The sequence below is a fragment of the Tessaracoccus sp. MC1756 genome (assembly GCF_014164735.1).
Classification (GTDB): domain Bacteria; phylum Actinomycetota; class Actinomycetes; order Propionibacteriales; family Propionibacteriaceae; genus Arachnia.
This window is the reverse complement of record NZ_JACJFZ010000004.1, coordinates 78,345-92,291: the sequence shown is the minus strand read 5'-3', so window position 1 is coordinate 92,291 and position 13,947 is coordinate 78,345. Positions and strand designations below refer to the sequence as shown.

Here is a 13,947-nt window from a genome sequence, read left to right as displayed (position 1 = left end):
CCGGGTGACGTGCCCGTCACCGGTTGAAGAGGACCTGGTTGTTGAAGACCCACGTGGTCTCCTGGCGGTAGCCGGAAGAGGTGGTGCCGATCACGGTGGCGAGGATGTAGCTGCGGCAGGCGCCGCGTCCGGTGGTGGCGGTGTCGCATTCGGTGCGCCACCTGCGGCCGTCGGTGGCGGTCCAGCCCGGGGTGGTGTTGCCCAGGGGGTTGTTCTTCCAGAGGGCACGGTCCGACCAGCGGTACGTGAGCGAGTTGAACGCCCAGCTGTCGGTCTTGACGTACCGGCCGTCCTTCAGCGTGATGACGGAGGCCCAGATCTCGGTGCGGCAGCGGGCGGTGGCCGAGTACGGCTCGCAGGTGGTGCGCCACTGGCGAGAGTTGACGGTGCGCTCGCCGGGGACGGTGTAGACCTCCATCATCGGCTTGAAGAGCTTGGCGGTGGCGATGTTGTTGGCCTCGGACACGGCCCAGGTGTTGCCGGTCATGGAGGCCACCGCGCCCGGCGCGAACGTCCAGTAGTAGAACGCAGGGCTGGCGTCGGCCCACTTGAAGGCATCGGCGCCCAGCGCCGGTACGGGTTGCGGCTGGAACGGATAGGGGCTCTCGTCGGGCCACTCGGCGGCGATCGTCGCCTTGACCTCGGCCGGGGTGCCGACGGCGACGCTGACGGTGAAGCCGTCGTAGGCGTCGCCGCCCACCCTCTGGTAGCGGCAGGAGGTGGTGGTGACCTCTGTCCGGGTCATCTTCGCGCCCCAGGTGGCCGAGACGGCCTCGGCGCTGGGACAGGCGACGCGGGCCACGGGGGCGACCGGGGCGGCCTGCGCGGGAGTGGCCACACCGACGGCGAACATCGCTGCGGCGGCCAGGACGGTGAGTGTGGTGCGGAGCTTCATTGGAATCGCCTTCCTCAGCGGTCTGTACCGGTAAGACGCGATGAGCGGCGCTTTGGTTGACAGGCGGACCGGTTCGGCTCAGCTGAACAGGACCTGGTTGTTGAACACCCAGCCGACGGTGGTGACGAACTCCCCGTCCGATGCCACCTCGACGGTGGGGTGACGAAGCCAGGTTCGACAGGCACCCCGCCCCGTGACGGCCGTGTCGCACTCGGTGCGCCAGACCCGGCCGTCGGCCCGCCACGTGCCGTCGGTGGCGAGCGGGTTGTGCGCCCACAGCGCGCGCTTGGACCAGAGGTACGTCAGCGAGTTGAAGGTCCAACCCTCCTGGCGGCGGAAGGAAGCCCCGTCAGGCACGACGGTGTGCGCCCAGATCTCGGTGCGGCAGCGGGTGGTCTCGGAGTACGGCTCGCAGGTGGTGCGCCACTTCCGGCCGCCCACCGTGCGCTCGCCCGGCACGGTGTAGACCTCCATCTGTGGGCGGAACAACTCCGCTGTGGCCACTGCCTTCGCGTGGTCGTCGACGCCGCTGAGCGTGCCCACCGCCCCGGGGCTGACCTCCCAGTAGACGTTGGCCGGGCCCGCGGACTCCCAGGAGAACGCCTCCGGGCCCAGCGCGACGGCCGAGCGGATGGTGGCGTCCTGCCACGCCTCGACGCGGGACCGGGCGGCGGCCAGGCCGGCGTCCTTCGTGTAGGTGAACTCGACGCGCTGCCGCAGGCCCTGCGCGGCGGTGGGGGCGCTCTCGTACCAGCAGGAGGCGCGGGTGGCGGTCAGGGAGGACAGGTCGTAGCCGGACACCTTCGAGACCTGCTCGGCGGTGGGGCACGAGATGCGCCGGACCGGCGTGACGGGGGCGGTACCCTCATCGGCACGTGCCACGGCCGGGACGGCGAGGAGGACAGTGGCGGCGACGGCCAGCACACGGCGCAGCACGTTCATCGCATCTCCTCCTCGGCCCCACACCGAGGTGACGCGCCCGACGGTGTGTCTGACAAACTCTAAACCCAGCAGGGGCTGCCCGGATACGGGTAGCTTGGCTGACATTCAGTAAGGAGCATTCATGGCCTACTCAGAGGGTTACGAGTACCACATCCACCTCGCCCAGGGCGACATCGGGCGCTACGTCTTCCTCCCCGGCGACCCCGGCCGCTGCGAGGTCATCGCGCAGCATTTCGACAACCCCCGCTTCGTCGCGTCGAACCGCGAACACACCACCTGGGCCGGTGAACTCGACGGCGTGCCCGTCGCTGTCACCTCCACAGGCATGGGCGGGCCGTCCACCGCGATCGCCGTCGAGGAACTCATCCACGTGGGCGCCGACACCTTCATGCGCGTCGGCACCTCCGGCGCCATGCAGCCGGAGACGCAGCCCGGCGATGTCGCCGTGATCAACGCCGCCATCCGCGACGAGGGCACGGGTCTGCACTACCTGCCGATGGAGTTCCCAGCCGTCGCCCACCAGGACCTCGTCATGGGCCTGACCGAGGCCGCACGGGACATGGGGAAGCGCTACCACGTGGGCGTTTCGCAGTCGAAGGACTCCTTCTACGGGCAGCACTCGCCGGATTCGATGCCCGTGGCGTCGCGCCTCAAGGAGCGGTGGGACGCCTGGGTGAAGGGCGGCTGCCTGGTCTCGGAGATGGAATGCGCCACGCTGTTCCTCGTCGCCGCCACCCGCCGCGTCCGCGCCGGCGGCGTCATGATGATCATGGGCCACCACGATTTCCAGCCCATGACCGAGGAGGAGAAGGCAGCCTCGCAGATCGGCAACCTGATCCCCACCGCCATCGAGGGCATGCGCCGCGTGATCGCGGCCGACAGGGCGCGCGGCTGACGCCTCACCCGTCACTGATCCGCACGTCGCCCGCCTCCCGGGTGAGATCCCAGCGACGGGTGACGTGCAGGTCGCGGGCGAGGTGCGCGTCGTGGGTGACGATGAGGAGTGCGCCGCGGTAGTCGCCGAGCGCCGCCACCAGCTGCCCCACCGACGCCAGGTCGAGGTTGTTGGTGGGTTCGTCGAGCACCAGCAACTGCGGCGCCGGATCCGCGAACAGCGTGCGCGCCAGCCCCAGCCGGAACCGTTCACCGCCCGACAGGGTGGCCGGCGGCTGGTCCGCACGGTCGCCCCTGATCAGAAACCGCGCCAGGAGGGCCCGGGCGTCGTGCGGAGTCCGGCCCGGGGTGGCCGCCCGCACCGCCTCGAGGGCGGAGGGGAACGCGTCCAGCTCGTCCAGGGTCTGGGTCAGCACGCCGACGGGCACCTGGGGCGGGAGCGCGACGTGCACGTCGCCCAGGAGGTGGGAATCGGTGCCGCCGCCCAGCAGGCGGGCGAGCAGGGTGGACTTGCCCGCCCCGTTGTCTCCCGTGAGGCGGATCCGCTCAGGGCCGACCACCTCGAGCGGCGACTCCCCGGGCTGATGCAGGGCCAGCACCCGCTTGCCCGGCGGCACCGTGGTGTCCGGCAGGTCGATCCTGATCACCTCCGGGGCACGGGCCGCGGCGTCCGCGCGGCTGCGGGTGTCCAGCGCGTCGGCGACGGCCCCCGCGTGCGCCGTCGCCTTTGCACCGGATCCCTTGTCCGCGCGGTCCTGGAAGTAGTGGGCGGCCATCTTGTCGACGTTGCCCTTGGCCCGCTCTCGCCGCCCGGAGCGGTCCCGCTGGGCCTGCCGCTGCAGCTCGGCCTGCGCGGCGCGCTTCGCGCGGGACACCTCGGCGTCGGCCTCCCGAAGTCGCCGCTCAGCCGTGGCCTGAGCGGCGGCGCGCTGCTCCTGGTAGGCGCTGAACGGGCCGCCGAAGCTGACGGTGCCGCGGGGATCGAGGTCCACCAGCGCGCCCACGCGCTCCAGCAGGTCGCGGTCGTGGCTGACGACGATGACCGCGCCGTCCCAGGCGCTGAGGGCGTCGTGGAGCCACCGTCGGGTGCGGGTGTCGAGGTTGTTGGTGGGCTCGTCGAGCAAGGTGATGTCGGCTCGGGCGAGCCGCGCGCCCGCCAAGGCGATCCGGGTGGCTTCGCCGCCGGACAGCGAGCCGGCGTCGCGGTCGAGGAAGTCGGCGTCGACGGCCAGCCCCAACGCGGCCAGTTCGGCCATGGCCCGAGGCTCGACGTCCCAGTCCTCGCCGACGGCGTCGAACTGCGCCTGGTCGACGGACCCGGCCTCGATCGCCCGCAGCGCGGCCCGGACGGGCGTGATGCCGAGCAGGTCGGCGACCGAACTCGCAGTCGACACGCGCTGGGGCAGGAGATGAACCCGTCCCGAGACCAGCAGTTGGCCCGCCGTCGGCTGGAGGCGGCCGGCGATGAGGCGCAGCAGGGTGGTTTTCCCGGAGCCGTTGGGCCCGATGAGCCCCGTCCGGGCAGCCGGGAACGTGGCGGAGACGCTGTCGAGGATGACGGCTCCGTTGGGCAGGTGGAAGGAGAGGCCGTCTACGACGACGGCAGGGGACTGAGCCATGAGGGTCCTGAGGGTCGCTGGGATGCGGTCTGGTGGACGGCACGCCAACGGGCGCGCCCGGCTCAGTCAGTCATGTCACTTCCAAGGTCGGGTCCGACCAGTCTAGACACCGGCGGGCACGTCTGTCACGGTGCGCGTTAGGCTGGAGAACGCCCAACGGAGGGGAACCCCATGAATCACGTCGTCGCACGCGTCCGCAGCATCATCGAGCAGCATGGCCAGCGCACCGCCACCAGAATCCGCGAGAACGACGCGTGGCGAACGCAGACCTACGCGCAGTTCGGTGAGCAGATCCGACGGGTGGGTCAGGGTCTCCTGAACCTGGGCGTCGAAACCGGTGGGCGCGTGGGCATCTTCCTGGGCAACAGCCCCGAGTGGTCCGAGATCGACCTCGGTTCCGGCCTGGTGCGTGCGGTGCCCGTGCCGTTGTACGCCACGTCCACGCCGGAGCAGATTCAGCACATCGCCCTGGATTCGGGCCTGACGGTGATGTTCGTCGGCAACCAGTCTGAGGCCGAGCGGGTGCTGGAGGTGTTCGACTCCCTGCCGGAACTGGAGCATGTCATCATCACCAGGCCGTACGACGGCATGCCGGCCCAGATCGTCAGCTACGCCGACTTCCTGGCCGAGCCCACCCCCGCCGTCGAAGAGCGCTTCGCCGAAGCCGACGGGGACGACCTCGCCTCGATCATCTACACCTCCGGAACCACCGGCAACCCCAAGGGCGTGATGCTCCAGCACAAGGCGTTCGTGATGCAGTCCGACGCGCTGGACCAGTTCTTCGACATCACCCCCGACGACCACTCGCTGTCGTTCCTGCCCCTCTCGCACGCGCTGGAGCGGGCCTGGACCTACGTCGTGCTGATGCACGGCTGCATGAACACCTACGTCGAGAACGCCCGCACCGTCGCGGAGCAGATGGTGCTGGCCCAGCCCACCATGATGGTCTCGGTGCCGAAGCTGTTCGAGACCGTCTACACCACGGCGCACCAGAAGGCCGGCGGGTCGCCGGTGAAGCGCGCGATCTTCGCCTGGGCGCTGAAGGTGGGCCGGCACAACCAGTACGCGTTCCGCGCCGGCCGTGAGCCCGGCGCCTCGCTCCGCGCGAAGTTGCGGATCGCCGACAAGCTGGTGCTCGGCAACGTCCGCGCCGCGCTGGGCGGCCCGAAGACCGTGCTGGCCTGCGGCGGCGCCCCGCTGCGTCCGGAGATCGAGGAGTTCTTCGCGTCGGTGGGTCTGCCGGTGATGCAGGGCTACGGGCTGACCGAGGCCTCGCCGTTGGTGTCGTTCAACGCGCCGGACGACTTCAAGGAGAACACCACGGGCAAGGTGCTGCCAGGTGGCCAACTCCGGATCGGCGACTTCGGCGAGATCCTCTACAAGGGTCTCAACGTCATGCTGGGCTACTGGAACGACCAGGAGGCCACAGACCAGGTGATCAAGGACGGCTGGCTGCACACCGGCGACGTCGGCTACGTCGACACCGACGGCTTCCTCATCATCACGGACCGGCTGAAGGACATCATCGTCACCCTCGGCGGCAAGAACGTCGCCCCGCAGCCCATCGAGGGACTGATCCTGGCGGACCCGCTGTTCGAACACGCCGTGCTGCTCGGCGACAACAGGCCGTTCGTGACGCTGCTGGTCAAGCCGTCGCTGCCCGCGGTGGAGGAACTGGCCAAGCGCTTCTCCTGGCCGGGGGAGATGAAGGACTGGATGAACTCGAGCGAACTGCTCGACGAGCTGCGCCGCCGCGTCGACGAGATCACGGCGCGGCTGCCATCGCAGGAGCGGCCGAAGGAGACCACCGTCCTGCATGAGGAATTCACCATGGACAACGGCCTGCTGACGCCCACGCTGAAGGTGCGCCGTCGCGAGGTGGAGAAGCGCTTCCGCGAGTTGGTGGACGAGATGTACGCCCGCCTGGAGAAGGCCCGCAAGCAGGGCTGAGTCACCAGAGGTAGAAGAAGATCTGCAGTTCGGGATAGCGCACGTGCACGATCGACAGAAACACCACCACGTCGAACAGCAGGTGCACCACCAGCACGTACAGCAGCGAGCGGGTCTTCGAGTACAGGTACGCCTGGAGGAGGGCGAACGGGGTGGTGAGCAGCGGGCCCCACTCCCGGTAGCCCAACTCCCACAGGAACGACACGAAGATCATCGCGGTCAACACGTTGGCGAACCAGAAGGAGAAGTGCCGGCGCAGCAGCACGAAGATCGTGATGATGAAGAAGAACTCGTCCCAGGAGCCCACGAAGTTCACGCCGACGAAGAAGCGGGCCACCTCCGTCCAGTCCTCGAGCGCGGGCCAGTTGCGGTACGCACCGGAGCGCACGAAGTAGGTGGGCAGCAGCACCCAGCCGATCACCGGCACCGCCAGCAGGTAGGCCCACATCCATGTCGTCCAGCGGCCTGAGAGCCAGTGGAAACGGATGCTGTGGTCGCCGTAGCCGAAGCGGTTGAGCAGGTACGGCACCGCCACGGCCAGCGTCAGCACCGTGCCCATCAGCGCCACGTTGCCCCAGCTGACGTCGGCGCGCACCGAGATGGTGGAGACGATGACGAGGCCGACGGCGACCAGGAGGAGGTCGCGGAGCAGGACCCGGTCGAGCCAGACGGCCAGGGCGATGCCGAGCGCCATCGTCAGGTAACCGACGGGCCGGGCCTCGAGGCCGAAGAGGAAGAACGCGGACAGGGAGACCAGCGCGGCGGGAATCAGCGACACGCTCCATCCCGGCCTGCGCGCGACGTCGGGGGAGTCCGTGCTCACGCCGTCACCCTATCCAGCGCCGGCCCCGAGCCGCGGGATAGCGGCGATCAGCGCCCGGGTGTAGGGCTCCCGGGGTGCGTTGAGCACGTCCATGGTGGGGCCGGATTCGACGAGCCGGCCGGCCTGCAGGACCACCGTCTCGTCGCACAGCGCGGCCACGATGCTGACGTCGTGCGACACCATAACGATGCTCAGCCCGCGGTCCTTCCGCAGCCTGTCGAACAGCGCGATCACTTCGATGCGCGTGGTCACGTCGAGCGCGCTCACGGGCTCGTCGGCCACCAGCACCTCCGGGTCCGTCACGAGCGCCCGGGCGATCGCGATGCGCTGTCGCTGCCCGCCGGAGAACTCGTGCGGGTAGCGCTTCAGGGCGTCGGACTCCAGGCCCACCTCCGCCAATGCGTCGGCCACCCGGGCTCGACGGCGGGCACCGTCGCGCTCCACCGCCAGCGACACCAGCGGCTCGGCCACGATGCGGTCCACCCGCATCCGCGGGTCCAGCGACGCGTACGGGTCCTGGAAGACCGGCTGCACCGCGCGACGCAGCCGCCGCACCTGCCCGGCGTTCCGCAGCGACAGCGGCTCGCCGTCGAACAGCACCCGCCCCTCGCTGGGCGACGCCAGTGCCAGCAGCAGCCGCAGCGCGGTGGTCTTGCCGGAACCCGATTCGCCCACCAGGCCCAAGCTCCGCCCCTTGTCGACGGCGAGGTCAAGCCCCTGCAGGGCCGGCTCTGTGGCCCCGCGGTAGCGGTAGGTGGCGCCCCCCAGCGCGAGGATCGTCACTCGAGCCTCCCGGTGGTCAGCGCACGGTCCAGCGCCCGAGCGCTGCCCACCAGCCGGTGCGTGTACGGGTCACGGGGGTCCGTGATCAGGGCCTCCACCGGCCCCTCCTCCACGACGCGTCCGTCGCGCATCACCAGCGCCCGTGTGACGGTCTGCGAGACGACGGCGAGGTCGTGCGAGACGAACAGCAACCCCATCTCGTGTTCCTCCACCACCCGGGCGAGCAGGCTCAGGACGCCGGCCTGCACCGTCACGTCGAGCGCGGTGGTGGGCTCGTCCGCGAGCAGGATCTTCGGCCGGCACGCCAGGGCGGCCGCGATCGCCACGCGCTGGCGTTGCCCGCCGGACAGTTCGTGCGGGAAGGCCCGCAGCACCCGGTCTGTCGACGGCAGCGCCACCTCGTCCAGGGCCTGCCGGATGGCCGCCTCCAGGCCGGAGCCGCCCAGCCCACGGTGTCGGCGCAGCGGTTCGGCGAGGAACGCCCCCACGCGCGTCAGGGGATCCAGGGCGGTGGAGGGATCCTGGAACACCATCGCCACCTTCGCGCCGCGGACACCCGCGAGGACCCGTTCCGAGGCGCCGATGACCTCCTGCCCGGCCACCCGGACGGACCCGGAGGCCCGCAGCCCGCGCGGCAGCAGCCCCAGCACCGAGAAGATGCTCAGCGACTTCCCGGAGCCGGATTCGCCGATGATGCCCACGCGCTCACCGGCGTCGACGGCGAACGACACTCCGTCCACCACCCGCCGGCCGCCGGCCACGACGGCGAGATCGGAGACGTCGAGGTAGCTCACGACCGCTCCCTCCGCGTCGGGTCGAGCCGCTCGCGCAGCCCGTCGGCGACGAAGTTGGCACCCAGCACGATGATCACGATGACCACACCCGGCGCGACGGCTCCCCAGGGCGCCGAGTTCACCGTCGACTGCGACTCCTGCAGCAACCGCCCCAGCGACGAGTTGGGCGGCGGCACGCCCAACCCCAGGTAGGACAGCGACGCCTCGGCCAGCACGGCGGCCCCGAAGATCAGCGCGCCCGCCACCACGAGCGTGGGCCACATGTTGGGCAGCAGGTGCGAGCGGATGATGCCCAGCCAACCGGTGCCCGACGTGCGGGCCGCCGTGACGAACTGCGCGCCCAGCAGCCTCTTGGCGAGGATGCGGGTGAGGCGCGCGACGATCGCGGAGGCCGCCAGCCCGATGGAGACGACGGCGGAGCCCAGGCTCGCGCCCTGCGCGGCGCCGATGAGCATGGCCAGCAGCAGCGTGGGGAACGCGATGAGCACGTCGAGCAGCGACGACTGGATGTCGTCGAGCCAGCCCCTGGAGAACGCGGCGACCAGCCCGATCGCCGTGCCCACCACCATGGCGATCGCCGAGCTGCCCACGCCGACGGTCAGCGCGATGCGCGTGCCGGCCATGATGAAGCTGAAGGTGTCGCGGCCCAGCCTGTCGGTGCCCATCCAGTGCTGGGCGCCGGGCGGCTCGAGGCGCCCGCCGGAGGTGTCGGCCAGGTCGAACGGCAACCACACGAGGGACACGGCCCCGAGCGCCATGGCGAAGAGCAGGAACGCCGTGCCCACCAGCAGCGTCAGCGGCAACCGCGCCCGACGGCGGGCCGGCGTCGGCACGACCGCCGAGGGCAGCTCGACCGGGGCGCTCACGCGTCGGCCCCCGACAGCGAGACCCGCAGCCGCGGGTCCACGATGCGCTGCACCACGTCGGCGAGGAAACCGATCAGCAGCACGAACAGCGTGGTGACCAGCAGCACGCCCTGGATGCTGGGGTAGTCGTGCTCGGCGATGGCCTTGGTCAGCATGGACCCCAGCCCCGGCAGGTTGAAGACGGCCTCCACCACGACGGCGCCCAGCAGGGTGGACGCCAGCTCGATGCCCAGGATGGAGATCACCGGCACCGACGCGTTGCGCAGCCCGTGACGGAGGAAGGCCTCGGTGGGGCTCGCGCCCAGGGCGCGGGCGTTGCGCAGATGGTCCGCGTCCAGCACGTCCAGCACCGCGGAGCGCACGTACCGGGTCAGGGACGCGCTCATCACGAACACGATGGTGATCACCGGCAGCGTCAACGAGGTGAGCGCGGCCACCGGATCCTCCCAGTCGGTGCGCGGGAAACCGCCAGAGGGGAGCAGCCGCAGTTCCAGCGCGAGCAGCCAGACGAGCAGGATGCCGATCCAGAAGACCGGCACCGCGATGCCCACCTGCGCCACGCCTGACAGCAGCACGCCCAGCCGGGTATCCGAGCGCACGGCCGCGGTGTAGCCCAGCAGGCTGGCGACGACCACCGACAGCGCGAACGCGATGAGCGTCAACGGCAGCGTGACGGTCAGGCGTTGGGCGATGTCGGGCAGGACCGGGCTGCCGGAGATGAAGGAGTTGCCCAGGTCGAGCCGGGCAACATCGGACAGCCAGGTGGTGAGCTGTTCCCAGAGCGGCAGGTTGGACCCCACCTGCTCCTGCGCCGCCTTGATCTGTTCCGGTGTGGCGTCGACGGAGAGGAGCGCGTTGGCCGGGTCGCCCGGCAGGAGGCGCAGCAGCACGAAGATCAGCAGCATCGCCAGCAGGAAGCTGAGCAGCAGAAACCCGAGCCGGCGTACCAGGTAACTGGTCATGCGCCCGCCCGGGTTTCCCGCTGAATCATTGCCAAAGATTAGCCCTTGGTGATGCCGTAGACGAAGAACTGGGAGTTCAGGCCGTTGACCGGGAATCCGCTGATGTCCTTGTGTGCCACGACGATCTGCGGGAACAGGTAGAGCCAGTTGCTGGCGGCCTCATCCGCGATGATCCGGTTGGCCTCCTTCAGCTTCTCCGCCTGCGCCTCGGGTGAATCCGCCTGCTCGGCCTCGGCCACGAGCGTCTGCACCTCGGCGTTGTCGTAGCCCCAGTAGAAGTCGGGGTTGGCGTACCAGACCACGTCGCGGTCGTTGACGTGTTCCTGCAGCGTGGCCTCGAAGGCGCGCTCCTTGAACACGTTGGAGTACCACTCGTCGGCGGTGATGGTCTTGATGTTGACCGTGATGCCCACCTTGGCCAGCTCCGACTTCAGGAACTCGGCCACCTGCGGGTGCGGGTCGTAGTTGGGGGTCTGGAGCTCGAACTCGAAGCCGTCTGCCAGGCCCGCCTCGGTCAGCAGTTCCTTGGAGAGCTCCGGGTCGTACGGGTTGAGGTCCGTGAGGTCCTCGTACCAGGGGTCCGTGGGCGGCACCATGGAGCCGATCAGCGTGCCGCGGCCGTCCCAGATCGCGTTGAGCAGCTTCTCGCGGTCGACGGCGGAGTAGACCGCCTTGCGCACGAGGGCGTCGTCGAACGGGGCGACCCGGTCGTTGAACGCCAACAGTTCCTTCACCGTCGAGGTGCCCTCGCTGATCTGGAACTCGTCGTTGTCCTCGAACGGCACGAGCGAGTCTGGGCTCTGGATGGTGGTGACCAGGTCGAGCTGGCCGGTCAGTAGGGCGTTGCCCAAGGCGCTGGCGTCGGTGAAGTAGTTGAAGGTGACACGGCCGTTCTTGGCCTTGTCGCCCCAGTAGTCGTCGTTGCGCACCAGGCTGAGGGTGCTGCCGCGCTTCCACTCGTCCAGCGTGTAGGGGCCGGTCCCGTCGGTCTCTGTGAGCGGGTCACCGAGCTCCGGGTTCAGGATCCACACGTAGGCCATGTAGTACGGGAACGAGATGGACTTCGAGTTGAGCGTGAAGACCACCGTCTTGTCGTCGGGGGCCTCCACGGAATCCACGACGGCGAAGCTGGACTTGCGGGCCGCCTGGGAATCCTCGGCCACCACTGCCTCGTAGCTGGCCTGCACGTCTGCTGCGGTCAGGTCGCGGCCGGAGTGGAACTTCACGCCGTCGCGCAGCGTGAAGGTGTAGGTGAGGCCGTCGTCGCTGACCGCGTAGTCCTCCGCGAGGAGGTTGCTGATGGAGCCGTCGTCGTTCAGCTTGATCAGGGCCTCGTAGACGTTGCCGCCCAGGGCCTCGGTGACGCCCTGGCCGCCGCCGCCGGTGTTGCTGAGGTTGCCGGGCTCGTAGATGGAGCCGATCTCGATGGCGGCCTCGGGGTCTGCGCCCACCGCTGCGGGATCCGCTCCGTCGTCGGAGCCGCCGCAGCCGGTCAGCATCACGCCCATGGCTGCTATGGCGGCGACTGCTTTCCAGAGTTTCTTCATGACGGCTCCTGTGTTCATTCGGGTCGGCCGGTCAGCCGCCCTGCCCATCTCCCAACCCGGGGGAGGGCCATTTCATTCCCGGTTGGCCGGGACCATTTCCACGGGGGTGCCGAGGGCGACGGTGCGCGAGACGGTGCAGAGGACATCCCGGGCGCGCTCGATGGACTTGTCGAGGATCCGGCGGGCCCGGTCGCCGTCCTCCCCCTCGGGGAAGCGCACGTCGAACGTGACCCGGATGTCCTCCAGGCGGTTGCCCGTCTCATCCTTGACGCTGGTGCCGGACGCCTCGACGGCGAACACGTCGGGCACGGCGCGGCGGGTGGTCAGCATGTCGACGTCGATCGAGCCGCAGGCGGCGATGGCGGTCAGCAGGAGTTCCACGGGGGTGAAGAGGTCGTCGCCGCCGGTGCCGATGGCGATCTCGCCGCCGCGCTCGTTGGTGGCGCGGAAATCGGTGGACGACACGCGCTGCACGTCGACGGCGCGGGGGCTCCTGGTCTGTTCGGTCATGGCGCCAGCCTAGGCCGGGCGGACGGGTGGCGGCGACCTCTCGTCGGCGGGGGGGCGCGCCAAATCCAGATTCGGCGTCGTCAAGGGCCCCACATCTAGATTCGGGCCGTGGGGCATGGATGGGGCTGGTGCTCGCCTGCGGTTTGATGAGTGGACCCCCGCCGGCGTCGGTGTGCGTCGGGGATACCATCAAATCCATGGCCCAGTTCTCCATCAAACGCAGCACGACCCCCACCGCCGAAGCAGCCCGCCACGCGGCGCTCGCAGACCCCGGTTTCGGTCGCTACTACGTGGACCACATGGCAGTGATCGACTACATCAGTGGCGACGGCTGGCAGGAACCCCGCATCGTGCCCACCACCGAATGGGCGCTGCACCCCGCCTCCGCCGTCCTGCACTACGGCCAGGAGATCTTCGAGGGCCTGAAGGCCTACCGCCACGACGACGACTCGATCTGGCTGTTTCGCCCCGAGCGCAACGCCGCCCGCTTCGTGAACTCCGCCCGCCGCCTGGGCATGGCCGTCCTGCCCGAAGAGCTCTTCCTCGCCTCGGTGGAGGAGTTGGTGAAGCTGGAGCACCATTGGGTGCCGGTCAGCGAGAACGAACAGAGCCTCTACCTGCGCCCGTTCACCATTGCCTCGGAGCCCTATCTCGGCGTCCGCGAGGCCAATACCTACCGCTACGCCGTGATCGCCACGCCCGCGGGCCCGTACTACTCGGAGCCCGTGAAGCTGTGGATCACCCCCAACTACACGCGCGCCGCACCCGGCGGCACCGGCACCGCCAAGTGCGGCGGCAACTATGCCGCCAGCCTGATCGCCACGGACGAGGCGGCGGCCAACGGCTGCGGCCAGGTGCTGTGGCTCGACGGCGCGGAGCGCAAGTGGGTGGAGGAGTGCGGCACCATGAACATCATGTTCGTGACGGCCGACGGCGAACTGCTCACGCCGGCCCTCGGCACCATCCTGCCGGGCGTCACGCGCGAATCCATCCTGGAACTCGCCGCGGATCATGACCTCAAGGCCGTGGAACGGAAGATCTCCATCGACGAGGTGCTCGATGGCGTGGCCAGCGGCCAGATCGCCGAGGTGTTCGCCTGCGGCACCGCCGCCGTCGTGACCCCCATCACCGGCTTCAACTCCCCGGACCGCGGCCCCCAACAGGTGGCTGACGGCATGCCGGGCAGCAAGACCCGCGAGATCCGCCAACACCTCGTCGACATCCAGTACGGCCGTGCGGAGGACAAGCGCGGCTGGATGCGCCGCGTCGTCTGACCGCGCGCTGTTCTCGCCGAGGAGCTTTTTCTCACATCAGGCCGAGCGCCCCATCACCACCCCATGAGGGGTGTCGCCGCCGGCCACG

The 13,947-nt window shown here is 69.7% G+C and carries 13 protein-coding genes; 3 read left to right on the top strand and 10 right to left on the bottom strand.

Annotated elements, in window-relative coordinates; all coding sequences use genetic code 11:
- Nucleotides 1-16 precede the first annotated feature (16 nt).
- Together H5393_RS10900 and H5393_RS10895 are read right to left on the bottom strand one after the other, a co-directional pair.
- Entirely contained in the window at nucleotides 17-895 is an 879-nt protein-coding gene (locus tag H5393_RS10900) for a hypothetical protein (RefSeq protein ID WP_182763248.1), read from the bottom strand.
- Between the two features lie 78 nt (nucleotides 896-973).
- Entirely contained in the window at nucleotides 974-1,837 is an 864-nt protein-coding gene (locus tag H5393_RS10895; protein ID WP_182766685.1) for a hypothetical protein, read from the bottom strand.
- 121 nt (nucleotides 1,838-1,958) lie between these two features.
- Between H5393_RS10895 and udp the strand changes: the two genes are divergently transcribed.
- Complete coding sequence (gene udp / locus H5393_RS10890; protein WP_182766684.1) at nucleotides 1,959-2,732, top strand: uridine phosphorylase; 774 nt, start codon at nucleotides 1,959-1,961, stop codon at nucleotides 2,730-2,732.
- A 4-nt stretch (nucleotides 2,733-2,736) separates the two neighbouring features.
- Here udp and H5393_RS10885 read toward each other — a convergent pair whose 3' ends face one another.
- The gene (locus H5393_RS10885) at nucleotides 2,737-4,350 is read right to left on the bottom strand and encodes an ABC-F family ATP-binding cassette domain-containing protein (RefSeq protein ID WP_182766683.1); all 1,614 of its coding nucleotides are present in this window, start codon (nucleotides 4,348-4,350) and stop codon (nucleotides 2,737-2,739) included.
- 171 nt (nucleotides 4,351-4,521) lie between these two features.
- Between H5393_RS10885 and H5393_RS10880 the strand changes: the two genes are divergently transcribed.
- Complete coding sequence (locus H5393_RS10880) at nucleotides 4,522-6,300, top strand: long-chain fatty acid--CoA ligase (protein WP_182766682.1); 1,779 nt, start codon at nucleotides 4,522-4,524, stop codon at nucleotides 6,298-6,300.
- Between the two features lies 1 nt (nucleotide 6,301).
- Here the strand turns inward: H5393_RS10880 and H5393_RS10875 are convergent, their stop codons facing one another.
- From H5393_RS10875 to H5393_RS10845, 7 genes are all read right to left on the bottom strand, one after another.
- Nucleotides 6,302-7,123 carry a type II CAAX prenyl endopeptidase Rce1 family protein gene (locus tag H5393_RS10875; RefSeq protein ID WP_220488378.1) on the bottom strand — a complete coding sequence of 274 codons (822 nt, stop codon included), beginning with the start codon at nucleotides 7,121-7,123 and terminating at the stop codon, nucleotides 6,302-6,304.
- Nucleotides 7,124-7,132: 9 nt separating this feature from the next.
- Nucleotides 7,133-7,906, bottom strand: a complete 774-nt coding sequence (locus H5393_RS10870) for an ATP-binding cassette domain-containing protein (RefSeq protein WP_370585977.1) — start codon at nucleotides 7,904-7,906, stop codon at nucleotides 7,133-7,135.
- On the bottom strand, nucleotides 7,903-8,700 hold the full coding sequence (locus H5393_RS10865; protein WP_182766681.1) for an ABC transporter ATP-binding protein: 798 nt from the start codon (nucleotides 8,698-8,700) through the stop codon (nucleotides 7,903-7,905). Before H5393_RS10865 ends, H5393_RS10870 begins: the two co-directional genes overlap by 4 nt.
- Entirely contained in the window at nucleotides 8,697-9,566 is an 870-nt protein-coding gene (locus H5393_RS10860) for an ABC transporter permease (protein ID WP_220488377.1), read from the bottom strand. The genes H5393_RS10865 and H5393_RS10860 overlap by 4 nt, the downstream gene beginning before the upstream one ends.
- Complete coding sequence (locus H5393_RS10855; protein ID WP_182766680.1) at nucleotides 9,563-10,528, bottom strand: ABC transporter permease; 966 nt, start codon at nucleotides 10,526-10,528, stop codon at nucleotides 9,563-9,565. The genes H5393_RS10860 and H5393_RS10855 overlap by 4 nt, the downstream gene beginning before the upstream one ends.
- Before the next feature lie 38 nt (nucleotides 10,529-10,566).
- Nucleotides 10,567-12,075 (bottom strand): ABC transporter substrate-binding protein, encoded by a 1,509-nt coding sequence (locus tag H5393_RS10850; RefSeq protein ID WP_182766679.1) that lies wholly within the window; start codon nucleotides 12,073-12,075, stop codon nucleotides 10,567-10,569.
- A 72-nt stretch (nucleotides 12,076-12,147) separates the two neighbouring features.
- Nucleotides 12,148-12,585, bottom strand: a complete 438-nt coding sequence (locus tag H5393_RS10845; RefSeq protein WP_182766678.1) for an OsmC family protein — start codon at nucleotides 12,583-12,585, stop codon at nucleotides 12,148-12,150.
- 197 nt (nucleotides 12,586-12,782) lie between these two features.
- Here H5393_RS10845 and H5393_RS10840 point away from each other — a divergent pair, with 197 nt between their 5' ends.
- Complete coding sequence (locus tag H5393_RS10840) at nucleotides 12,783-13,859, top strand: branched-chain amino acid aminotransferase (RefSeq protein WP_182766677.1); 1,077 nt, start codon at nucleotides 12,783-12,785, stop codon at nucleotides 13,857-13,859.
- Nucleotides 13,860-13,947 lie beyond the last annotated feature (88 nt).

Coding starts and splice junctions, on each gene's coding strand:
- H5393_RS10900 (WP_182763248.1), bottom strand. CDS start 895: ATGAAGCTCCGCACCACACTCACCGTCCTGGCCGCCGCAGCGATGTTC.
- H5393_RS10895 (WP_182766685.1), bottom strand. CDS start 1,837: ATGAACGTGCTGCGCCGTGTGCTGGCCGTCGCCGCCACTGTCCTCCTC.
- udp (WP_182766684.1), top strand. CDS start 1,959: ATGGCCTACTCAGAGGGTTACGAGTACCACATCCACCTCGCCCAGGGC.
- H5393_RS10885 (WP_182766683.1), bottom strand. CDS start 4,350: ATGGCTCAGTCCCCTGCCGTCGTCGTAGACGGCCTCTCCTTCCACCTG.
- H5393_RS10880 (WP_182766682.1), top strand. CDS start 4,522: ATGAATCACGTCGTCGCACGCGTCCGCAGCATCATCGAGCAGCATGGC.
- H5393_RS10855 (WP_182766680.1), bottom strand. CDS start 10,528: ATGACCAGTTACCTGGTACGCCGGCTCGGGTTTCTGCTGCTCAGCTTC.
- H5393_RS10850 (WP_182766679.1), bottom strand. CDS start 12,075: ATGAAGAAACTCTGGAAAGCAGTCGCCGCCATAGCAGCCATGGGCGTG.
- H5393_RS10845 (WP_182766678.1), bottom strand. CDS start 12,585: ATGACCGAACAGACCAGGAGCCCCCGCGCCGTCGACGTGCAGCGCGTG.
- H5393_RS10840 (WP_182766677.1), top strand. CDS start 12,783: ATGGCCCAGTTCTCCATCAAACGCAGCACGACCCCCACCGCCGAAGCA.